The 21,252-nt window shown below is 39.4% G+C and carries 21 protein-coding genes; 4 read left to right on the forward strand and 17 right to left on the reverse strand.

The features are described from left to right. Window positions 1-160: 160 nt before the first annotated feature. The 7 genes from rpsA to ASG01_RS11235 form a co-directional block, all read right to left on the reverse strand. Window positions 161-1,972 carry a 30S ribosomal protein S1 gene (rpsA, locus tag ASG01_RS11205; protein WP_055863665.1) on the reverse strand — a complete coding sequence of 604 codons (1,812 nt, stop codon included), beginning with the start codon at window positions 1,970-1,972 and terminating at the stop codon, window positions 161-163. A 188-nt stretch (window positions 1,973-2,160) separates the two neighbouring features. Further along, window positions 2,161-2,883 (reverse strand): 23S rRNA pseudouridine(2604) synthase RluF, encoded by a 723-nt coding sequence (gene rluF / locus ASG01_RS11210; RefSeq protein WP_055863666.1) that lies wholly within the window; start codon window positions 2,881-2,883, stop codon window positions 2,161-2,163. Next, window positions 2,883-3,431 (reverse strand): hypothetical protein, encoded by a 549-nt coding sequence (locus ASG01_RS11215; RefSeq protein WP_055863667.1) that lies wholly within the window; start codon window positions 3,429-3,431, stop codon window positions 2,883-2,885. The genes rluF and ASG01_RS11215 overlap by 1 nt, the downstream gene beginning before the upstream one ends. 32 nt (window positions 3,432-3,463) lie before the next feature. Continuing rightward, window positions 3,464-4,159 carry a tRNA pseudouridine(55) synthase TruB gene (truB, locus tag ASG01_RS11220; RefSeq protein WP_055863668.1) on the reverse strand — a complete coding sequence of 232 codons (696 nt, stop codon included), beginning with the start codon at window positions 4,157-4,159 and terminating at the stop codon, window positions 3,464-3,466. Between the two features lie 212 nt (window positions 4,160-4,371). Beyond that, window positions 4,372-5,190, reverse strand: a complete 819-nt coding sequence (locus tag ASG01_RS11225) for an undecaprenyl-diphosphate phosphatase (protein WP_055864255.1) — start codon at window positions 5,188-5,190, stop codon at window positions 4,372-4,374. Between the two features lie 91 nt (window positions 5,191-5,281). Continuing rightward, the gene (locus ASG01_RS11230; RefSeq protein WP_055863670.1) at window positions 5,282-5,578 is read right to left on the reverse strand and encodes a DUF3098 domain-containing protein; all 297 of its coding nucleotides are present in this window, start codon (window positions 5,576-5,578) and stop codon (window positions 5,282-5,284) included. Between the two features lie 4 nt (window positions 5,579-5,582). Further along, the gene (locus tag ASG01_RS11235) at window positions 5,583-6,479 is read right to left on the reverse strand and encodes a cell division protein FtsX (RefSeq protein ID WP_055863672.1); all 897 of its coding nucleotides are present in this window, start codon (window positions 6,477-6,479) and stop codon (window positions 5,583-5,585) included. A 90-nt stretch (window positions 6,480-6,569) separates the two neighbouring features. Between ASG01_RS11235 and rsmA the strand changes: the two genes are divergently transcribed. Beyond that, the gene (gene rsmA, locus ASG01_RS11240) at window positions 6,570-7,340 is read left to right on the forward strand and encodes a 16S rRNA (adenine(1518)-N(6)/adenine(1519)-N(6))-dimethyltransferase RsmA (protein ID WP_055863674.1); all 771 of its coding nucleotides are present in this window, start codon (window positions 6,570-6,572) and stop codon (window positions 7,338-7,340) included. Here rsmA and ASG01_RS11245 read toward each other — a convergent pair. From ASG01_RS11245 to ASG01_RS11275, 7 genes are all read right to left on the reverse strand, one after another. Further along, window positions 7,337-9,448 (reverse strand): type IA DNA topoisomerase, encoded by a 2,112-nt coding sequence (locus tag ASG01_RS11245; RefSeq protein ID WP_055863676.1) that lies wholly within the window; start codon window positions 9,446-9,448, stop codon window positions 7,337-7,339. The two genes, rsmA and ASG01_RS11245, sit on opposite strands and share 4 nt — an antisense overlap. A gap of 478 nt (window positions 9,449-9,926) precedes the next feature. After that, the gene (locus ASG01_RS11250) at window positions 9,927-11,345 is read right to left on the reverse strand and encodes an L-serine ammonia-lyase (RefSeq protein WP_055863678.1); all 1,419 of its coding nucleotides are present in this window, start codon (window positions 11,343-11,345) and stop codon (window positions 9,927-9,929) included. A gap of 87 nt (window positions 11,346-11,432) precedes the next feature. Continuing rightward, complete coding sequence (locus ASG01_RS11255) at window positions 11,433-12,071, reverse strand: alpha/beta hydrolase (RefSeq protein WP_055863680.1); 639 nt, start codon at window positions 12,069-12,071, stop codon at window positions 11,433-11,435. Window positions 12,072-12,141: 70 nt separating this feature from the next. After that, the gene (locus ASG01_RS11260; protein ID WP_055863682.1) at window positions 12,142-12,753 is read right to left on the reverse strand and encodes a YceI family protein; all 612 of its coding nucleotides are present in this window, start codon (window positions 12,751-12,753) and stop codon (window positions 12,142-12,144) included. A gap of 78 nt (window positions 12,754-12,831) precedes the next feature. Beyond that, window positions 12,832-13,398 carry a YceI family protein gene (locus ASG01_RS11265; protein WP_055863684.1) on the reverse strand — a complete coding sequence of 189 codons (567 nt, stop codon included), beginning with the start codon at window positions 13,396-13,398 and terminating at the stop codon, window positions 12,832-12,834. 92 nt (window positions 13,399-13,490) lie between these two features. Beyond that, the gene (locus tag ASG01_RS11270; protein WP_055863685.1) at window positions 13,491-14,546 is read right to left on the reverse strand and encodes a glucokinase; all 1,056 of its coding nucleotides are present in this window, start codon (window positions 14,544-14,546) and stop codon (window positions 13,491-13,493) included. Window positions 14,547-14,653: 107 nt separating this feature from the next. Beyond that, the gene (locus tag ASG01_RS11275) at window positions 14,654-15,217 is read right to left on the reverse strand and encodes a hypothetical protein (RefSeq protein ID WP_055863687.1); all 564 of its coding nucleotides are present in this window, start codon (window positions 15,215-15,217) and stop codon (window positions 14,654-14,656) included. 155 nt (window positions 15,218-15,372) lie between these two features. Between ASG01_RS11275 and ASG01_RS11280 the strand changes: the two genes are divergently transcribed. The 3 genes from ASG01_RS11280 (at window position 15,373) to ASG01_RS11290 (ending at window position 19,426) form a co-directional block, all read left to right on the forward strand. Next, window positions 15,373-16,743 carry a DUF1800 family protein gene (locus tag ASG01_RS11280; protein WP_055864257.1) on the forward strand — a complete coding sequence of 457 codons (1,371 nt, stop codon included), beginning with the start codon at window positions 15,373-15,375 and terminating at the stop codon, window positions 16,741-16,743. A gap of 40 nt (window positions 16,744-16,783) precedes the next feature. Further along, on the forward strand, window positions 16,784-17,974 hold the full coding sequence (locus tag ASG01_RS11285) for a DUF1501 domain-containing protein (RefSeq protein WP_055863689.1): 1,191 nt from the start codon (window positions 16,784-16,786) through the stop codon (window positions 17,972-17,974). 309 nt (window positions 17,975-18,283) lie between these two features. Beyond that, window positions 18,284-19,426, forward strand: coding sequence for a DEAD/DEAH box helicase (locus ASG01_RS11290; RefSeq protein WP_055863691.1), 1,143 nt, complete (start codon window positions 18,284-18,286; stop codon window positions 19,424-19,426). A 15-nt stretch (window positions 19,427-19,441) separates the two neighbouring features. On the opposite strand, the gene ASG01_RS11295 is transcribed toward ASG01_RS11290, so the two are convergent. From ASG01_RS11295 to ASG01_RS11305, 3 genes are read right to left on the reverse strand one after another with little or no spacing between them, the layout of a single operon-like run. Then, window positions 19,442-20,452, reverse strand: coding sequence for a helix-turn-helix transcriptional regulator (locus ASG01_RS11295; RefSeq protein WP_055863692.1), 1,011 nt, complete (start codon window positions 20,450-20,452; stop codon window positions 19,442-19,444). A 33-nt stretch (window positions 20,453-20,485) separates the two neighbouring features. Further along, window positions 20,486-20,794, reverse strand: coding sequence for a hypothetical protein (locus ASG01_RS11300; protein ID WP_055863694.1), 309 nt, complete (start codon window positions 20,792-20,794; stop codon window positions 20,486-20,488). Further along, a complete protein-coding gene (locus ASG01_RS11305; RefSeq protein WP_055863696.1) occupies window positions 20,791-21,126 on the reverse strand; it encodes a HopJ type III effector protein in 336 nt (111 codons plus the stop codon). The genes ASG01_RS11300 and ASG01_RS11305 overlap by 4 nt, the downstream gene beginning before the upstream one ends. Window positions 21,127-21,252: the final 126 nt, after the last annotated feature.

Genomic DNA, 21,252 nt, shown 5'->3' on the forward strand with positions numbered 1-21,252 from the left:
TAATTCATTAGAATTTATCAATCACAAATATTTTAATCAATTGCGGGTGATTATCACATCATTATTTTACGATATTATCTTTATTAAATATGATCTGAATAATAAAACAAAAAAAAGAGCCACTAAAAAGTGACTCTTCATTTATAGAAATTTATGAAGATTATTTACCTCCATCCATTTTTCTTTTCAATTCTGCCAGCGCATCGATATCTCCAAGAGTAGATCTTTCTTCGTTGTTGTTACTAGAATTATTGTTACTGCTGTTGTTATTCGATCTGTTGTTAGAAGCTTCTCTCGCATTCTTTTTCTCTTCGTCTCTGAAGATTCCTGTATGAGAAACTACTACTCTTTTGAATTCTTTGTTGAACTCAATTACTTTAAACTGAGCTTCATCACCTTTCTTGATTTTAGATCCGTCTTCCTTTTCTAATAATCTTGATGGGCAAAATGCTTCAACTTCTGCATCTTCAAACTGAATAGAGGCACCTTTATCGTGTACTTCTACTGCTTTACCAGCGTGTACAGTTCCTTCTGCATATTTAGTTTCAAACTTATCCCAAGGATTTTCCTGCAATTGTTTGTGACCTAAAGAAAGTCTTCTAGCCTGAATATCAAGCTCAAGAACTACCACTTTCAACTGATCACCTACTGCGCAGAATTCTGATGGATGCTTGATTTTCTTAGTCCAAGAAAGATCAGAAATATAGATTAATCCGTCGATACCTTCTTCAAGTTCTACGAATACACCAAAGTTTGTAAAGTTTCTTACAGTTCCTGTATGCTCAGAACCTACCGGATATTTAGCTTCGATGTTTTCCCAAGGATCTTTAGATAACTGTTTCATACCTAAAGAGATTTTTCTGTCTTCTCTGTCAAGAGTAAGTACTTCAGCTTCCACTTCGTCACCTACTTTTACGAAATCTCCTGCGCTTCTCAAATGAGTAGACCAAGACATTTCAGAAACGTGAATCAATCCTTCTACACCTGGAGCGATCTCAACGAATGCACCATAATCTGCAAGAACTACCACTTTTCCTTTTACTTTATCACCCACTTTCATGTCAGCAGAAAGAGCATCCCAAGGATGAGCTTCTAATTGCTTCATACCCAATTGGATTCTTGTTTTCTCGTCATCAAAGTCAAGGATAACCACTTTCACAGTCTGTCCGTCTTCCAAGATTTCAGATGGATGGTTCACTCTAGACCAAGAAAGGTCTGTAATGTGGATCAATCCGTCTACACCACCAAGATCTACGAATACACCGTAAGAAGTAATATTCTTAACAGTACCTTCAAGAACCTGACCTTTTTCAAGCTGCGCGATGATTTCTTTTTTCTGACCTTCGATATCTGCTTCGATCAATGCTTTGTGAGAAACCACTACGTTTTTAAACTCTGGGTTGATTTTCACAACTTTGAATTCCATAGTTTTTCCTACATACTGATCGTAATCTTTAATAGGCTTCACGTCGATTTGAGAACCTGGTAAGAATGCCTCGATGCCGTGTACGTCAACGATCATACCTCCTTTAGTTCTTGATTTTACAAAACCGTTTACGATTTCTCCAGTTTCGTGAAGTTCGTTTACTCTGTCCCACGCTTTCAGCGTTCTTGCTTTTCTGTGAGAAAGTTGTAGTTGTCCGGTTTTGTCTTCTCTTCTGTCAACCATTACTTCTACCTCATCACCTACTTTCAGGTTTGGATTGTAACGGAATTCGTTAAGAGAAATAACACCTTCAGATTTGAAATCGATGTCTACGATCGCTTCTTTATCCGTAAGTCTTACAACTTTACCGGTAATCACGTCGTTGTCATTTAGGCTGCTTAAAGAACCGTTGTAGATTTCTTCAAGATCACTTTTTTCTTTTCTTGCATCGGCATCAAGACCAGATTCGAAAGAATCCCAGTCAAACTGTTCTGGTGCTACGTTTTGGTTAAGAATAACCTCTGCTGAATTTGTCTCTTTTGACATTTTCTAAATAAAATTTGTATTCCTTCTTTTTTAATGGTCTGCCACGTCGGTGTTTAAAAAATACGGAAGTTATTAATTACTAATAATTTACTTTTCCAGACCTTACCTCGAAAAGCGTGTGCAAAGATATGAATTTTTAAGAAATAAATCTTTCTAAATTTTATCCTGATTTAAATTAAAAACTCGGCTTAATCGTACGTTTTGCTAGAGTCTTCCAGAAGATTATTTAAAGTTGAAAACTCTTCTTCCGTCAGATCGCGCCATTTTCCAAGTGGCAGATCGAGTTTGATATTCATAATTCTGATGCGCTTCAGTTTACGTACCTCATAGCCAAGATGCTCGCACATTCTGCGAATCTGCCGGTTCAAACCTTGCGTAAGCACAATTCTGAATGTCATATCGTCGATTCTTTCCACCTCACATTTCTTGGTCACCGTATCCAAAATCGGGACACCGTTTCGCATACTTTCCAGAAACTTTGTGTTAATCGGTTTTTCTACACGCACGAGATATTCTTTCTCGTGATTGTTTCGGGCACGAAGAATTTTATTGACGATATCGCCGTCGTTGGTCAGCAAAATCAAACCTTCACTTGGTTTATCAAGCCTTCCAACCGGGAAAATTCTTTTCGGATGGTTGATATATTCGATAATATTGTCGCGTTCGCGTTTCGTATCGGTCGTGCAGACAATTCCTACAGGTTTGTTGAAAGCAATATAAACCGGTTCTTCCTCAGATTCTTTGATCGGTTTTCCGTCGACTTCCACCAGATCGTCGTCAGACACTTTCGTTCCCATTTCCGGTACAATACCGTTGATTGTGATTCTTCCTTCCTCCAGAAGTTTGTCTGCTGCACGTCGCGAACAGTAACCTACTTCCGATAAATATTTATTGATGCGTGTTTTTTCCATTAATCCAAACCTTCTTTTGTGTAATTTTTATTGCTGAAAACCGTGATCCCGTAGCTGACACCCAAAAAAAATGCACTGTTGTCACCCAGCTGCATTCTCTCCAGCACAAAAGCACCTTCCTGACTGAGTCTTTTTGAAAAAGATGTTTGCACCCCAAGTTTCACAGCTAGATAATAAGAGTCTTTAACTGCTGTATTATTCAGCTGACTTCCATACGTTAGATCAATAAAAAAAGCATCATCGCCCGGTCCGATAATAATTCTTGGCTGCACCAGCCAGTAAACCAAATGAAAATTGGGATCGATGTAGCTGTATTTCAGTCCGCCACCTACAGCGAAATTAGGCAAAAAATGATAGCCGCCGACCGCCAAAATACCATAAGACAATTTGTTGGGCAAATAAGGTGCAATATTGTTCTGATAGTAATACGAGTCTTTGTTCTGACTGTCTTTTATACTGTTACCCAGATTATAACCGATATTCAATGACGGATTAAAATAAAAATCCATTTTTGGTTTTGCTGACTGTGCTGATATTGTCTTTATCATCAAGACAAAAATTATAAAGAATATTTTTTTCATTAGACACTGAATTTAAAACCGTTCTCAAGATATTCGGGACGGGCTTTTTCTATACTGTACTCTCCGATTTTTGTCCGGCGAAGCTGCGTGAGATAAGCGCCAACGCCCAACTCCTGACCGATGTCGTGCGCAAGACTTCTGATATACGTTCCTTTCGAGCAACCGACTACGAAACTTACAAAAGGCAAATTTATTTCAATTTCAATGATATAATGAATGGTCGTCTTTCTGGATTTCATTTCCACTTCTGCTCCGGCGCGGGCGAGGTCGTACGCTCGTTTTCCGTCGATTTTCAAAGCTGAAAAAACAGGTGGTTTCTGATCGATTTCTCCCACAAATTTTTCTAAAGCCGATTTTACGTCTTCTACTTTAATGTGCGAATATTCCTGATTCAAAATTTCGGGCTTTTCGGTGTCGTAAGATTCAGTTTGAACACCTATTTTTATTTCTGCCCAGTATTCTTTGGGCGCATCCTGTATTTCGGGGATTTTTTTGGTAAATTTTCCGGTACAGACAATTAAAAGACCTGTTGCTCGCGGATCTAAAGTTCCGGCATGACCTATTTTAAATTTTTTCGGGAGCCCAAATTCATTTTTGAGTTTGTACTTGAGTTTATTCACTGCCTGAAAAGAAGTCCAGTCGAGTGGCTTATCGAGAAGTATGATTTGTCCGGAAAGTAAATCTTCTGCGGTCATTTTGAGTTTAAGGGTTTAAGCGTTTTCAGGGTTTGTGTCTTTTTCGGGAAATGCTATTATTGATTACAAATCTTTGCCGGTTATTACAGATATGCAGCCCGACCTGAGTGGAGCTCTTTTTGCCGGAGCGAAGCGCAGGCAAAAAAGCGGGAACGGAGGGCGGAAAAAGCTGCCCAAATCATTATTTATATTAAATTGGTAACGAGTAATTTTTATTGAAACCAGTAGAAATAAATCAGCAAAGCGATTCCCACGAAAATCCTGTACCAGCCCCAAGGTTTGAATCCGTATCTGTTTAAAACGCCGATGAAGGCTTTGATCGCGATAAGTGCGGTAATGAAGGCAACGATATTTCCGATAACAAATATCATGATGTGATCCTGCGACGAAAGAATCATCTCAAAACCTTTCTGCGGATTTCCGGTTTCTTTGCCCCAAGTTTTTACGAAAACTGAATACACAGTCACCGCCAACATTGTAGGCACCGCCAGAAAAAATGAAAACTCTGCTGCTGCTTTTCTTGTCAAACCCTGAGACATCCCGCCAATAATGGATGCTGCACTTCTGCTCGTTCCCGGCATCATTGCCAGACATTGCCAAAAACCGATAATCACCGCTTTTTTGACGGACATCTGTTTTTCATCGGTAATGGTGGGATGTTTAAACCATGTATCTGCAAAAAGCAAAACGACACCGCCCAAAACCAAAACTGCCGAGATGGCGATCTGATTACCAAGCACTGCCTCAATCATATCATCAAAAATATATCCTAAAACCAATGCAGGAATCACCGCAAAAGCCAATTTAAAATAGAATTTCAGATTTTTAAAATCAAAAAATTTCTTCCAGTACGCAACAACTACAGAAAGTATCGCCCCAAACTGTATGGAGACCTGAAACATTTTAAGAAATTCTGTTTCTTCAAGTCCAAGTAGATTCGCTGTAAATCCCATGTGCGCTGTCGATGAGATCGGAAGATACTCTGTGAGACCTTCGATGATGGCAATGATGATTGCTTTTAATAAATCCATTCTTTTATCTAAAATTAAAAAGATCAAGAAAACCGGAATTCAGCAAAACCAAATTTCCGGATTTCTTAATCTCAGAATATAAACTGTATTTCTATTTTCTTTTTAAAATCGCGTAGATCTCAATCCCAAACCCGATCACAATCAGTAAAGGTGCGATTCTTATTCTGCGCACCGAGAAAATACCGTCGTTCCAGACATTCGGGTCGTATTTTCCGTCTACCGTATTGGCATCTGCGCCCATCATCAGAAGAAATCCCACGACGATGCAGGCAAGCCCAATCATCATCCATTTAAAGTTTTCTTTACCGAAGTAAAAAGCATTCTGCTGAGGTTTTTCGGAAGGATTGCCGAAATCTGAGGCAGAAAATTTCTGTGTTTTTTTACTCATTTTTTTAAGAATAATATAGATCGTCTACGTTTGAACGCAGGAATCTCCAGGTTGCAATAATGGTGCTGAGCACAGTGATAAAAATTCCGACAGCGAGAATTCCGATTAGAAGCCAAACGTACTGGCTTGTATCCTGTACAAACGGCGTTTTTGTAGTGGTAGAGAAATAATACCAGATTCCACACACAGCGAGAATCCCTATAAAAGCGCCTAAAAGTCCCAGTACCAGAGCTTCTTTAATGAATGGCATCAAAATAAAACTTCTCTTAGCGCCTACCAGCTGCATGGTTTTAATAATAAATCTTCTTGAGAAAACTTTCAGCCTGATCGAGTTATTAATCAAGACAATCGCTAAAACTAAGAACAGTAAAGAAAATCCTAAAATCCATTTCAAAACGGTGTTGAGTTTATCATAAATTTTCTGAGATTCTGAATCGTTTCTTACGTCTACAACGCCGGGAATGGTTTTTATCTGCTGCAAAACACTTCCTATTTTAAGAGAATCATTGTATTCCGGTTTTAGTGTAATCTCAATAGACGCCGGAAAAATATCTTCCTCAAAAAGTGCTTCACTGCTGATTCCGAGACTTTTTCTCGCCTCGTCAGCGGCCATTTTTTTGGTGATGTAATTGGTTTTCTTCACCGACTCAAACTTCTGAATCTGATTTACGGCATCGGTTTCCATTTTAGCGACTTTGGCAGAATCTTTTGCATCGTAGTTTTCGTCGAAATAAGCGTTTACCACGAGCTGCTCCTTCAGATAATCCGAATATTTCTTCGCATTAATCAAAATAAGACCCGTGAGGCCCAAAAGAAATAATACCAGCGCGATACTGATGATCACGGTAATATTGCTTGAGCGCAGCCTTTTCTTATTAAACTCTTCTACAGATTTCGCCATTAATCCTAAAATTTTTGGCTAAAATAGAAAAAATCTTCCGAAATTTGGGGCGTATACAGGAAAATCATTGTTAACGAAATCATAAATAACTTGAGCGTAAAAGCAAAAAAACATCTCGGCCAGCACTTTCTTACAGACGAAAATATTGCTAAGAAAATCGTCGACGGACTCAGCTATGAGGGCTACAGTAACGTTTTGGAAGTCGGACCCGGAATGGGCGTTCTCACCAAATATCTTCTTGAAAAAGAACAGAAAATTTATCTCGCCGAGATCGACAACGAGTCGATTGAATATCTGAAGAAAAACTATTCAAAAACTGCTGAGGATACTTTCAGAGGAGATTTCTTAAAAGAAGACTTTGAGTTTATCCGTGCTGATCAGTTGGCTGTAATCGGAAATTTTCCGTACAACATTTCTTCACAGATCCTTTTTAAAATCATCGATCATTACAGCAAAATTCCGGAGATGGTCGGCATGTTTCAGAAAGAAGTTGCAGAGCGTACAGCCGGCGTTCCACGGACAAAAGATTACGGAATTCTTTCGGTTCTCGTTCAGGCATATTATGATGTGACGTACCTTTTTACGGTACACGAAAATGTGTTCAATCCGCCACCAAAAGTGAAATCCGGTGTCATCAAACTTACCAGAAATCCAAAAGAAGGATTGGTAGGAAATGAAGTTTTGTTTAAGCAGATTGTAAAAGCAGGATTTAACCAGAGAAGAAAAAAACTTTCCAATTCTCTGAAAGTTTTAAATATTCCTGAAGAATTAAAAACGCATCCGTTTCTTGAAAAACGCGCAGAAGAGCTTTCGGTAAAAGATTTTATTGATTTTACCAAGCTCTGGAAAGAATCGGTTTAAATTAAATTCACAGAAAAATCAGAAGTCATCGTCAAAATGCCTTCTGATTTTTTTTCCGGATGCAGCGTAAAACCTTTCAGTTTAGAAGTTTTCCCTTTTAAAACCAAATCATTAAGCTGCCGGTCAGAAATTTTCTTCCCAAAAATCTCAAACGGAATTTTAAAACCGCAGTCTTTAAAAGCCAAACAGCCAACCGCCGTTTTTCCTGAAACCAGTTTATTGTTTTTGCATTTCGGACAGTTTATTTCTTCCCAACCCGGAATTTCTTTTTTAATTCTTGGCTCGCGTGTTTTTTTATCTTCAATTTTCGGCTCCTCGTGCAGACTGAAAACTTTTGCTTTTCCTGAAATCACTTTCCGGGTTAAATCAGTCACCATTTGAACGAGTTCTTCGCGAAACTTATTGGCTTCGTATTCGCCACTTTCAATTTTTCTAAGCTTGAGTTCCCATTCACCGGTGAGTTCCGGACTTTTTAAAACTTCGTCTTCGATCGTATCAATCAGTTCAATTCCGGTTGCTGTCGCAATCAGGTTTTTCTTTTTACGCTCAATATATTTCCTTTTGAATAAAGTTTCAATAATATTGGCTCGCGTCGAAGGTCTTCCGATACCATTATTTTTAAGCATTTCGCGGAGCTCCTCATCATCAACCTGTTTGCCGGCAGTTTCCATGGCGCGCAACAGAGTCGCTTCGGTGAACGGCTTTGGCGGCGACGTTTTTCCCTGGTGAATAAAAGGATCATGCGGTCCGCTCTCACCTTTTTCAAAATTCGGGATCGTCTGTTCTTCCTCTTTTTCCTTTTCTGAAACTTCGGTTTTGTCTTTAGCGTATACTACCCGCCATCCTGGTTCTAAAATCTGTTTTCCGGAGGTTTTAAACGGAATCGTTCCCACTTTAGCTTCCACCAAAGTATTCGAAATCTTACATTCCGGATAAAAAACTGCGATAAATCTTCTCGCGACAAGATCATAAATCTGCTTTTCTTCCCGAGTGAGACTTCCCGACGGCGAAATTTCTGTCGGAATAATCGCGTGGTGATCCGTTACTTTAGCATCATCAAAAACCGTTTTCGATTTTGGAATCGGCTGTTCCAGAAGTGGAGCAATTAACTCCGAATAAGGTTTCATACTGTGAAGAATTCCGCTGATCTTCGGATGCAGACTTTCCGAAAGATAGGTTGTATCGACACGAGGATAGGTCACATGCTTTTTCTCGTAAAGACTTTGGATATATTTCAGCGTATGATCTGCCGAAAAGCTGTATTTCTTATTCGCCTCTACCTGAAGTGCAGTAAGATCAAACAACCTCGGATTTTTCTCTTTTCCCTCTTTTATTTCAAAGGAAACAATTTCGAACAGATTTCCTTTCAGATATTCCAGACCTTTTGTAGCGCGGTCAGCAGTTTTGAGACGGTCAATGGCAGCCGTGAAAATCACTTCGCGGTATTTCGTTTTCAGTTCCCAGTATTCTTCAGTCGCAAAAGCATCAATTTCTTTCTGACGCTGTACGAGCATCGCCAACGTGGGCGTCTGTACTCTTCCAATCGATAAAACTGCCTTATTTCCACCAAATTTTTTCGTGAAAAGCCGTGTTGCGTTGATGCCTAAAAGCCAGTCTCCTATTGCCCGGGCATTTCCTGCGAGGTAGAGATTTTTATAGTCTTCAGCAGGTTTCAGTTTTTCAAAACCTTCTTTTATCGCTTCTTCTGTCAGCGACGAAATCCATAACCGCTGAACGGGTTTGTTGCACTTTGCTTTCTGCAAAACCCACCGCTGAATAAGCTCTCCTTCCTGCCCGGCATCACCGCAGTTGATGACTTCATCGCATTCTGCCACCAGCCTTTCGATGATTTTAAACTGTGCTTCCACGCCTTTATTCGGAATCAGTTTAATGCCAAAATTTTTCGGGATAATCGGTAAGAAAATAAGATTCCAGCTTTTAAGTTCCGGACCGTAATCATGAGGTTCTTTTAAAGTACAGAGATGCCCAAAAGTCCATGTCACGCAGTAGCCATTGCCTTCCATATAACCCTGTTTGGGCATGGTCGCGCCCAAAACTTTGGCAATATCTCTGGCGACACTCGGTTTTTCGGCAATGCAAAGCTTCATCTTCTTTAATTCTTCTACGGCCTGCAAAAATCGGAAATTTTAATGACAATTGTACGCTGATTGCTTTTCATCTCCAAAATTATCTCTTCAATATTCATTTAAATCAGGAAGATTTTAATTCTTAAAACGCCAAGCAGTTAGCATTTTAAAGAACAAAATCTAACTGCAAAAAGCATTGAAAATTCATCTTATAATTTCATTCAAAACAACTTATGCGCATAACTTCAGCAATTCATGCGCATAAACCGATCAACTTATGCGCATAAATTCTCTAAGTCATGCGCATGACTTCACTAAGTTATATATATAAATTCAACAAATTATATATATGATTTTTCTAAGTTATATATATGAATTAATCAACTCATCCGCATGAAATTCCACAGACAATTCAAGATGCCTTTTCCGCTTTATGTTTTAAACAAAAAAAGCTGCCCAAAAGAGAGCAGCTTTCTGTATTTATTTTACATTAAAACCGTTAGCATTCCGGCACATTCACGGCGATGGCAAGACCGCCTTCCGAAGTTTCTTTAAAACGGTCGCTCATCGAAAGTGCCGTTTCCCACATCGTCTGGATAACCGCATCCAAACTCACTTTTGCTTTCGCAGGATCGCTTTCCAAGGCAATATTTGCTGCGGTAATGGCTTTCATCGCGCCCATCGTATTTCTTTCGATACACGGAATCTGCACCAAACCCCGAATCGGATCGCAGGTTAAACCCAAGTGATGTTCCATGGCAATTTCTGCAGCCATCAAAACCTGCCCGACACTTCCGCCGAGAATTTCGGTTAAACCAGCTGCAGCCATCGCGGAAGACACCCCGATCTCTGCCTGACAGCCACCCATCGCCGCTGAAATAGTGGCATTTTTCTTAAATAAAGTTCCGATTTCCCCGGCGACAAGTAAAAAACGGATGATGTCTTCTTCACTGTTTGCTTCGGTAAAAGCCTGAGAATACATTAACACTGCGGGTATAACGCCACTAGCACCGTTTGTGGGAGCCGTAATAATTCTTCCGAAACTTGCATTTTCCTCATTCACTGCCAGTGCAAAACAGGAAATCCACTTATTGATATTGGTAAACGTTTCTTCTGCATCTACCACCAACTGAAACCATTCGTCTCTGTTTTTATAAATTTTTTCTCCGAGAAGTTTTCTGTTAATTCCTGCAGCGCGCCGCGAAACATTGAGTCCGCCAGGCAAAACACCTTCTTTATTCACGCCTTTGTAGATGCATTCTTTGATGTTCTCCCAGATGATGAGTGCTTCTTTTCTCGTTTCATCCTGCGGCCGCCAGCTTTCTTCATTCATAAAAATCAGGTCTGATATTTTATTTAAACCCAATTTCTCGCAGTATTTTAAAATATCCGAACCGTGATGACAAGGATACAACGTGCGCACGCATTGTTTCTCGATGGAGTTTTTTTCCTGACTGGCAATGAAACCGCCACCGACAGAATAGAAATCCTGCACCAACTCAGTTCCGTCTTCAAAGACGGCTTTAAAAATCATTCCGTTGGGATGGAAATCTAAAGATTTTGATTTGTTTAAAATCAAATGGTGGCCGTAAACAAAGGGTATCAGCTTTTCTCCACCGAGATTCAGCGTATTGCTCGTCTTGATATGCTCAACAATTTCGTCGATTTTCGAAGTATTGATGGTTTTAAAATCTTCACCATTCAGACCAAGCATTCCTGCGATGTCGGTTCCGTGGCCGATTCCTGTTTTTGCCAGGGAACCGAAAAATTCAAGGAAAACTTCTTTCACCTCAACAATTGAGCGCTCTCTTTTAATGATTCTGATGAATGCCGACGCGGCGTTCCAAGGTCCCATCGTGTGCGAACTCGAAGGCCCGATGCCCACTTTAATAATCTCAAAAACCGAAATAGATTCCATAGCTTACTGCATATTCTTAGAGCAAAGATACGGGATATAAGTGATAGCAATCAACCGGAAAAACTGCGATAGTTACTGAAAATTCTATTACACAAAAATCTTTTTGAGAAGCAAAGAAACCTCACGGTGTTTTGTTGCCGGAAAAAGATGCGTCCCGTTTTTTATAACGTAATCTGGTTTTGAATTTTTTACCGGAAATACAATGTCTTTGTCGCCCAAAATCTGAACAACATCCGGCAGTTCTGTAAATTTCCATTCCGCAATTCTCTCGACCGACCATTTCAGATAGTAAGGATCGCGCATCTGAAAATATTCTGCAATTTTCGGATTATCAGGATCGAAAAACCTGCGGAACCTTTTGTAAAGAATTGAGGATTTATCGAAGAATTTTATCGGCAGAAACTTCGGAATTCTTGTCAGTTCGCCCATTTTTATAAGACGCGGTTTTTCAAGATCAGATTTTATGCTTCCGAGAATCACGGTTTTTTTTGCCGGCTTTAAAAGATTAATTTCCTGTACCAGAAATCCGCCAAAGGAATATCCGAGGAGATAAAAATCCTCAGAATCATCAATATTTTCTGCCATGCGCTGCACGTAACCGGCAAACTTTTCGTTTTGCTCAGGAATCAGCCAGTCGAGAAAGACAGCCTCATGCTCAGGTGAAAATTCCAGCTTTTCCAACACTTTAGAACCTGCACCAAGACCGCTTATCACATAGATTTTCATATTCCGAAAATATAAAAAAAGAGCAACTTATAAAATAAGCTGCTCTTTAATGTTTTGTTAAAAATAAGGTCTACAAAGGTCTTTCGTTGTCGATTTTCTGCGTAGATAATTTAAACTGAATATCCATCTCATCTTTGATGAAGTAATCTTTCAGTGAATTCTGATAATAAATCTTGAAATCTCTTCTGTTTAAAGAAAATCTTGAAGATTCGATCTCTACTGTAAACTGTGTCACGTGAACATTCGCCGGGAAAGAAATGGTTTTTCTCACACCTTTGATCGTTACATCGCCGAAGATCGTAGAGTTATATTCTGCATTTGCCAGCGGAATAATTTTCTTCAGATGAAATTTTGCCGTCGGGAATTTTTTAACCTCGAAAAAGTTGTTTCCTTTCAGATCGTTGGTCAGTTTATCTTTATCTGCGCCAGTAAGATCATCCACGGTAAGGCTGCGCATGTCGATCACAAACTCGCCATCTACCAGAACGGTATTGTCAAACGTGAATTTTCCGCTTTTCAGCTTCAATGTGCCGTAGTGTGATGTAGGTACGGTTTTCACGACTTTGTGTCCCCACCACTTTATTTCTGATGTTACAACTTTCGATATCTTATCTCCTTTTTTCTGTGCCACAACAAATGATACGCCCACACACATCATCATCAGTACTAAAAATCTTTTCATTCTTTTTTATTTACAATTCAACAAAAATAAAAAAAAGTGCAGAACTTCTGCACTTTTGTCAATATTTTTTTGATTAAATTATTTAGCGGTTACCTTTACCAGCATATCGATATCATCTTTGATAAAAACATCCTGCGCGCCAGATTTGTAATTCACATCAAATTTCTGTCTGTCGATCGGAAATTTATCAGACACCAAAGAAACTACGCCTTTGCTGTTGGAAATTTTCGCAGGGAACGTAATGCTGTTGGTTTTACCTTTTACCGTAAGATCGCCAGTCACCATTTTATTGAAAATCTTGTCGCTGTTGTTTTTTACCGAGGTAATTGTAAAAGTTGCATTCGGAAATTTTTCTACCTCGAAAAAGTCTCCGTTTTTCAGGTGACCGTTCAGTTTTCCCTGGTATTCACCTGAAAGATCGGTTGCGTTGATCGAAGTCATATCCAATACGAAACTTCCTCCTACTACGTCATTTCCTTTCATAATCAGGTTGCCGGATTTTACGTTCACTGTCCCGTCATGCGAGCTGGCTTCTGTTTTGGCAACTTTATATCCCCACCAATGTACATCAGATCCAACTACTTTTTTAGTCTGTCCGAAAGCTAATCCGCTGACCAAAACTGCGGCAAATAATAATTTTTTCATGTTTAAATAAACTGTTCTGTTAATGGCGCAAAGATAAGCTCATTTACGGAACGTGAAAATTGATCTATGATAATAAAAAAACTAAAAAAAATTTATTCGTTGAAATATGCTGTGTAAAGCACCACTCCGTTTATGCTGGTACTGTCTGTATCGATCAGATAAAGCGGGATATTCTTCAGCATATTTTCCATTTTATCGCTGATTTTGAATTTCTCGTAAAATTTATCTTTATCAATATATCTTTTTATCGTCTGCGGAATATCACCGGCAATCAAAAGTCCACCGGTAGCTTTTAATTTTAAAGTAAGATTATTTGCCTCACGCGCCAGGAATTCAAGAAAAGTATCGAGTGCAATCTTGCAGATCATAACATCTTGCTCCATTGCGGCTTTAAATATTTCCTCCGTGAAATTTCCGTTGGCATTGGCAAGTTTTTCTGCCAGCCATTCAGGTTCAGGATGTCTTTTCACATCGCGCAGAAAGCGGTAGATATTAAACAGACCAGTTTTAGAAAGTACCGTTTCCCAGCTTACAATTCCGTATATATTATTTAAAAACTGATAAAACTCTACCTCAACCGTCGTACGTGGCGAAAACTCAGAATGACCACCTTCTGTCGCAAAAGGACGCAGATATTTACCGTCGAAAAAATAACCGGCTTCTCCCAAACCATTTCCAGGCGCCAGAATGGCCACATTTCCTTTCTCGAGCTGTCCACTTGTATAGATCGGATCAAGATCCTTATCCTGCAATAAAGCAATTCCGTAAGCGGCAGCTTCCTGATCATTCAGAAGATACACTTTTTCAAATCCAAATTTAGAAGCATAATCAGATTCATAGATATCCCAACCGATACGCTGTGGCGCACTGCGGCCGTTAAAAACCGGTCCCGGAACAGAAATTCCCAGACGTTTGGCATCAGTGATATTATTGCGCTGCATAAACTGCGTAAGAATTTCCGAAAAATCAGAGTAATTTTTTGTTGGGAAATCTTCTTTTACGGTCATCTCTACACCACCGTTCTGAGAAATGTAATGTGCTACGGTAGTAAGGTCTTCGCGAAGATTAGCTCCGATAATAGAGATATTATGATTGCTGCTGTTTTTCACACCCGGAAGAAACAACGGGAATTTTGGATTTAGATTCATAGTGGCATATTTTATCAAATATAATAATAGTTTTGAAAACAGTAAAGGGAAAAGAAAAACCTTTTCGAAATTGTGAAAAGGTTTTTTGTCTGATTTTTGTCGCTAAATTATTTTCCTAAAGGCAGGTTGTAAGAAAAACCGGCACCGATGCTTCCTACATTATAATCCTGGTTTACAACATCGCCAGTGCTTCCTGTGAATACTTTTTGGTACTGCACAAAGAAATTCCAGTCGCGGTTGTGATAGCCGATTTCAGGCTTCAGATAAAAACCTCCGGAAGGTCTGTCAGCCACATAATTTGAAGCTACGCGGTCGTTACCTACCAAAAATCCGTAACCTAAATCAGCTCCGAAATAAAAACCGGTTTGCTTTGGATATATTCTGAACAACGCAGCTACCGGTACTACACCTACATCATTGTTATCATACCCGCCGTTTTCTTTACCGAAATAATGTGTGTAACCCGTTGCGATACCCAAACCAAAGCCCGGAGTAATCAGATTCTGATACGCAACATCTACGCCTACAGCCATAGAAAGATTATCCTGAGGAACGGCAACACCTACAGTGGCGCCCACTTTAATCATATTATTCATTTCCGCACTCTGAGCGCTCAGCACACCTGCTGCTAAAATTGCTGCGGTTGCCATTGTCTGCTTCAACATTTTCATAATTCTGAATTTTTCAAATTAAAGAATTCGCTATGGGAAAAATCATGCCAAAAGAAAATCTGTCTTAACAAAGAATTAACAGGGTTTAGCTGGATTGAATATGAAATAAACTTTAACTTCCTGAAATAGAACTCATCAAAACTGAAATGCAAAGCATGGCAGATTCTTTCATCAATAATAAACATCTTTTGTGGAGAGCAGGATTCGGGCCCTCCATTTCTCAGATAAAAGATTTGGAAAAAACTTCGGTAAAGAATCTTTTAAAAGATATCTTTTCAGAAAGTTCTTTTGAACCAATCACCTATCAGACTGCGGATTTTGTGATTTCTGAAACTGATACTGCAAACAACGCTACACAAAAACGCGAAATGCAGAAAATCACTCAGAGACAGAATTCCGAGATGAATCTCGCATTTTTGAAACAAATGACCGAAAGCAGAGGTCAGCTCAGAGAGAAAATGGCTTTTTTCTGGCACGGTCATTTTGCCACAAGAATCAACAATCCGAAGTTTAATCAGCAGCTTCTGAATATCCTGCGAAAAGATTCGCTGGGAAATTTCCGTGATCTGCTGTTCAGTGTGAGCCGCTCGCCTTCGATGCTGCAGTTTCTGAATAATCAGCAGAATAAGAAAGATCATCCGAACGAAAATTTTGCACGCGAAGTGATGGAGCTTTTCACGATGGGACAGGGAAATTATACAGAAAAAGACATCCGCGAAGCCGCAAGAGCTTTCACAGGCTGGAGTTATGATAAAGAAGGAAATTTTACAGAACGCAGCAAAATACACGACACCGGAACCAAAACTTTTCTTGGAAAAACCGGAAATTTCACGGGTGATGATGTTTTAAATATTATTCTCGATCAAAAAACCACTGCAGAATTTATCACCAGAAAAATCTACACATTTTTCGTCAATGAAAAACCAGATCCGCCGATTATTAAAAAACTCAGCGAAAATTTTTATCAGTCGGGATATGACATTAAAAAACTAATGAACGAGATATTTTCTTCAAATTGGTTTTACGATAATAAAAACATTGGAAACAGAATAAAATCGCCTACCGAACTTCTTGCCGGGATGATGCGGATGTTGCCGATGCAGATTCAGAATCCTGAAAACATAACGGTCTATCAAAAACTTTTGGGTCAGATGCTGCTCTATCCGCCCAATGTTTCAGGCTGGCCAAATGGAAAATCGTGGATCGACAGTTCGACTTTAATGTTACGGCTTCAGATTCCCCAGATCTGGTCCGGACTGCGACCGATGGAATATTCAGCCAAAGAAGATGACGACATCGACATGGGAATGAAATCGCGCGAAGCCCTTAACAAAAGTTTTAAAAATCCCAATATCACCATCGATTGGAAGAGTGTGGATGAGATTTTTAAAGGAAAAAATGCCGAAGACTATCTTCTGGTAAAAACTGAAAATCTCAATATGAAAACGGTACAACAGTTTTCGGATCAGAGCACAAAAATGATTATCATCAATCTCATGTCAACGCCAGAATATCAGCTGATGTAACTGCGTTTTTTGATGCGTTTTTATTTAAAAATTAGAAATCATGATTATTAAAAGAAGAGAATTTTTAAAAATCGGTTCTTTGGCAGCGGCTTCACTTTTGGTGCCGAATTTTCTGCAGTCAATGACGCTGGATCAGGCTTTGAATCCGGGGCAGAAAATATTAATTGTTCTGCAGTTTACAGGTGGAAATGACGGTTTAAACACTATCATTCCGACGAGAAACGATATTTATTTTAAAGAACGAAACACGATTGCCATAAAAGATTCGCTGGTTTTGAATGACGATACGGGCATCAATCCTGCACTTTCTTATTTTAAAGAACTCTACGACAGCGGCGAACTTGCGCTTCTTAACAATGTCGGTTATCCGAACCCCAACAAATCGCATTTCAGAAGTATGGATATCTGGCATTCGGCGAGCAAAAGCGATGAGTTTCTGGAAACCGGCTGGCTCGGCAGATTTTTGGATGAAGAATGCTACAAATGCGACCATCCGACGCAGGCTCTGGAGGTCGACGATATGCTGAGTCTGGCTCTGAAAGGTGAAAACAACAAAGCGTTTGCCTTTAAAGATCCCAAAAAACTCTATCAGACCAGTCAGGAAAAATATTTTAAATCGCTTGCAGATCACAGCCACGAGCACGATGAAGAGACGGTTTCGTATCTATACAAAACACTCGGTTCTACCATAAACAACGCCGATTATATTTTTGAGAAAAGCAAGGCGAAAAAAACCACTCAGGAATACCCAAATTCAAAACTGGGAAAAGATTTTAAAACGGTGGCTTCACTGATTAAATCAGACATTAATACGCAGGTATATTATCTCTCCATCGGAAGTTTTGATACGCATGTGAATCAGAATGAAAGACAGCAGAAACTGTTTAACGAGATCAATGAAGCGGTAAAATCTTTTGTGGCCGATATGAAAAGCAACGGACTTTTCAATGATATTCTGCTGATGACTTTCTCCGAATTCGGACGAAGGGTTTCTCAAAATGCCAGCAAAGGAACCGATCACGGTACGGCAAACCAGATGTTTTTCATCGGTGGCGGTTTAAAGAAAAAAGGAATTCTGAACGCGTTACCCGATCTTCAGAATCTGAATGAAGGCGACCTCATTTACACCGAAGATTTCCGGAAAGTCTATGCAACGGTTTTAAAAAACTGGCTGAATGCTGACGCTTCAAAAGTTCTTGGCTGGAAAAACGGTCTGTATGATTTTATCTAAAATTTAAACGAAAAAAGCTGTCTCAATGATTGAAACAGCTTTTAAACAAATTTTTTCTACTTTGTTATTTTCCGAAAAACGGCAAGCTTTTTCTTGTGCTTCCTGATTTTCTTCCTGTGATTTTTTTGATGAAATAATCAATAACAATGGGTGCTAAAAATGTAAGTACGGTTCTGAAAAGTCGTGATCTCATAATAATTTTATTTATTCTGTTATTTACAATTACTTTGCCATCCTACCATACGCGATTATTTTTTCGGATATTTTTTTGTAAATACAATAGCGTATTTTTGCAGCAAATATCAGATTATGTCATTTGAATCTTTAGGATTATCACAGAATATCATCCGTTCCGTAAAAAAAATGGGTTATCTGAAGCCGTTTCCTATTCAGGAGCAGTCGGTTCCCATTATTTTACAGGGAAAAGACCTGATGGGAATTGCCGAAACAGGTTCCGGAAAAACCGCTGCTTTTGTGATGCCCATTTTAGAAAAACTGCAGCATGCTGAGGTTAAAAAAGACCGTAACATTCAGGTCTTAATTTTGGTTCCAACGCGTGAACTGGCGATTCAGATTGACGAAGTTTTCAGAGTCTTTACAGAAAATTTAAAACGTGAAATCCGCACCATGGCAGTTTATGGCGGGGTTTCCATCAATCCGCAGATGAAAGGAATGTTCGGCGTGGAAGTTCTGATCGCCACACCCGGCCGTCTTCTGGATCTGATTGACCATAAAGCTTTAAGCATTTCAACCATCCAGCATTTGGTAATCGATGAGGCTGACAAAATGTTTAAGCTTGGTTTCGGTGAAGAGATGAATAAACTTTTTGCCATGATGCCTGTTGCAAAGCAAACCATCCTGTTTTCAGCGACTTTAAATGACAAAGTTTCTGAAATGAAAGAACGCTTATCTCTCAATCCTGTACTGATCGAAATTAAAAAAGAGGAAGTTGAAATCGACAGTATCGAGCAGTTGGCCTATCACGTTTCGCCCGAAGACAAAGGTCCGTTTCTGAGATATTTGATTAAAGAAAAGAAAGTTGAAAAGGCACTGATCTTCGTTTCCTCCACTCGATCTGCCGACAATCTTGTTGAAAAACTCAAGAAAAATAAAATTAAAGCCGTTGCCATTCACGGTCAGAAATCTATGGGCGCGAGGCGGAATAATCTTGAAGAATTTAAAGTAAACGGTGCCCAGATTCTTGTAGCAACCGACTTGCTCGGCCGTGGAATTCACATCGAATCTCTACCCTGCGTCATCAATTACGAACTGCCTCGTTCGCCAGCGGATTACATTCACCGAATCGGAAGAACGGGACGTGCCGGAGAAAAAGGTACTGCCATCAGTATTTTAACGGATGATGAACTGCAGCATTTCAGAGTCATTCAAAAGAAAATGGGCAAGAAAGTAACCTTGCAGCGAACAGAAGGAACAGATTTGCACGGATATTAACTGTAAAAATTAGTTTTACAAGTCAGCGTCTTCGTGATAATTTTCATAAGCTAAACGAATACTTTTTTTTATCCGCTCCTTAAGTTTTCTCGGACCTACAACCGTGAGAAATTCTCCCATTCCCAAAATCATTCTTTCAAGTTCGAAATTCAGCTGCACACAGATTTTAAACGTTGTACTGTGTTCATCTTCAGAAATAATTTCCTGAGAATGATGAAAAGGTTTGGTTTTTATATAAGGCGCATGATCCGAAGTCACCGTGAAAATTACATTTTGACCCCGCTGCGATTCTGAAACCGTTGCACCGATCACTTCCCCAAAATACCGGTCAGCATCAAAATCTTTGTCGATGTATTGCGTTTCAAGATCGGTTTCGATGCTGACGATCCTGTCTAAGGCGAGATTATAGATCGCTTTTTTGTGCCAGCAAATCAAAAACCAACGGTTGTTGTATTCCTTCAGCAACTGCGGATGCACTGTGAGCAAATTCTGTTCCCGTGCCTTAAAACTTTTGTAGCAAATCTTCAAAACTTTTTTATTGAGAATCGATTCGTACAGAACATCAATATACTCCAACCCTTTCAGACGCTCGTTTTTATCCAGATGAATAATCGACTTCTGCTGCGTCGACTGTATCGAATCTTCCAGTTTCTGAATGACACCATTCATATCTTTAAACATCGAAAAATCTTTAAACTGCTTCAGAATCTGAATGGCGTTATTCATTGCTTTCAGATCATTTTCCGTCACCGAGATCTGATGAATGCTGTATTCCGGATCGCTGTAACGGTAAAATTTCTTTTCAAAAACTTCTATGGGCGCTTCGTACCCGAATTTCTCACTCCGCATATTCTGCAGATCGAGCTGCACCGTCCGTCTGCTGACAAAAGACTCTTTGCCTTCAAACTCAAACAAAGCATCAGAACATTCATCAATCAGATCTTCGAGTGTATATTTCTTATATTTGTTTTTCAGACATTTGTCTAAAGTTTTGTAGCGGATCAGCGCATTTTTGTTGGAAGACATAAGCTTTTTTCGGGGTTTAAGCAGGTTAAACGTTCAATCATTAAAATTCGTCAACACGAGCGTAAGAACCGCCGTCAAAACATGAAGTCCTGTAATACAATACACAGTTTTTTTATTTTCAAAACGGTCAATCAGAAATCCATAAATAGGAAACTGTAATATTGCGAGAATAACAAATGGTGGCGAAATCGTCTGTTGAAAAACCGTCCCCACCATTCCGAAAGGAGTTAAAACCACTGCCGGCGTATAGTAACCGTAACCTCCGCCCATCAGAAAAACCACTGGCAAAAGCAGTAAAGGTGTCAGGAGGCTCAGCAGTAATGTCCATCGGTATTTTTTCATTCTTTTTTTGTTAGTGCTTCTCCTTCAAACACAACTCCTTCCCATCCAAACTCCATAAAATTTCGGATATTCTGATGATCGATGCCTTCCGGATTTCCCAAAACATCATCGTGGTAAAAACTTCCGAAAAGATGCAGTGTTTCAGTTTTAGAAAGGGCATTCAACCGTGCAAAACTGAAAATCTTACACGAACCGTTGTTTTCTCCGGCTTCATTAACAGTTTTGCCGTTGGTAAAACGTGTCGGCGTAAAGTCGTAGTGCCTGTCGATAAATGCAATAACGCTTTTGAACTCAATTTTTTCCGGTGAAACTTCCAGCTGCTCCAATATCATGGCTATAATTTTTTTTAAAAATAATCAAAAATAATATGACTGCGCAAAAAGATTGCACACTTGCGCAATTACTTTGCATTAAGAAATAACAGCGGTATTACCAATCAATATTAATTTAAAAATAAT

Origin of the sequence: Chryseobacterium sp. Leaf180, assembly GCF_001424585.1 — a bacterium.
Lineage (GTDB): Bacteria > Bacteroidota > Bacteroidia > Flavobacteriales > Weeksellaceae > Chryseobacterium.

Coding starts and splice junctions, on each gene's coding strand:
- rpsA (WP_055863665.1), bottom strand. CDS start 1,972: ATGTCAAAAGAGACAAATTCAGCAGAGGTTATTCTTAACCAAAACGTA.
- rluF (WP_055863666.1), bottom strand. CDS start 2,883: ATGGAAAAAACACGCATCAATAAATATTTATCGGAAGTAGGTTACTGT.
- ASG01_RS11215 (WP_055863667.1), bottom strand. CDS start 3,431: ATGATAAAGACAATATCAGCACAGTCAGCAAAACCAAAAATGGATTTT.
- truB (WP_055863668.1), bottom strand. CDS start 4,159: ATGACCGCAGAAGATTTACTTTCCGGACAAATCATACTTCTCGATAAG.
- ASG01_RS11225 (WP_055864255.1), bottom strand. CDS start 5,190: ATGGATTTATTAAAAGCAATCATCATTGCCATCATCGAAGGTCTCACA.
- ASG01_RS11230 (WP_055863670.1), bottom strand. CDS start 5,578: ATGAGTAAAAAAACACAGAAATTTTCTGCCTCAGATTTCGGCAATCCT.
- ASG01_RS11235 (WP_055863672.1), bottom strand. CDS start 6,479: ATGGCGAAATCTGTAGAAGAGTTTAATAAGAAAAGGCTGCGCTCAAGC.
- ASG01_RS11245 (WP_055863676.1), bottom strand. CDS start 9,448: ATGAAGCTTTGCATTGCCGAAAAACCGAGTGTCGCCAGAGATATTGCC.
- ASG01_RS11250 (WP_055863678.1), bottom strand. CDS start 11,345: ATGGAATCTATTTCGGTTTTTGAGATTATTAAAGTGGGCATCGGGCCT.
- ASG01_RS11255 (WP_055863680.1), bottom strand. CDS start 12,071: ATGAAAATCTATGTGATAAGCGGTCTTGGTGCAGGTTCTAAAGTGTTG.
- ASG01_RS11260 (WP_055863682.1), bottom strand. CDS start 12,753: ATGAAAAGATTTTTAGTACTGATGATGATGTGTGTGGGCGTATCATTT.
- ASG01_RS11265 (WP_055863684.1), bottom strand. CDS start 13,398: ATGAAAAAATTATTATTTGCCGCAGTTTTGGTCAGCGGATTAGCTTTC.
- ASG01_RS11270 (WP_055863685.1), bottom strand. CDS start 14,546: ATGAATCTAAATCCAAAATTCCCGTTGTTTCTTCCGGGTGTGAAAAAC.
- ASG01_RS11275 (WP_055863687.1), bottom strand. CDS start 15,217: ATGAAAATGTTGAAGCAGACAATGGCAACCGCAGCAATTTTAGCAGCA.
- ASG01_RS11280 (WP_055864257.1), top strand. CDS start 15,373: ATGGCAGATTCTTTCATCAATAATAAACATCTTTTGTGGAGAGCAGGA.
- ASG01_RS11285 (WP_055863689.1), top strand. CDS start 16,784: ATGATTATTAAAAGAAGAGAATTTTTAAAAATCGGTTCTTTGGCAGCG.
- ASG01_RS11290 (WP_055863691.1), top strand. CDS start 18,284: ATGTCATTTGAATCTTTAGGATTATCACAGAATATCATCCGTTCCGTA.
- ASG01_RS11295 (WP_055863692.1), bottom strand. CDS start 20,452: ATGTCTTCCAACAAAAATGCGCTGATCCGCTACAAAACTTTAGACAAA.
- ASG01_RS11300 (WP_055863694.1), bottom strand. CDS start 20,794: ATGAAAAAATACCGATGGACATTACTGCTGAGCCTCCTGACACCTTTA.
- ASG01_RS11305 (WP_055863696.1), bottom strand. CDS start 21,126: ATGATATTGGAGCAGCTGGAAGTTTCACCGGAAAAAATTGAGTTCAAA.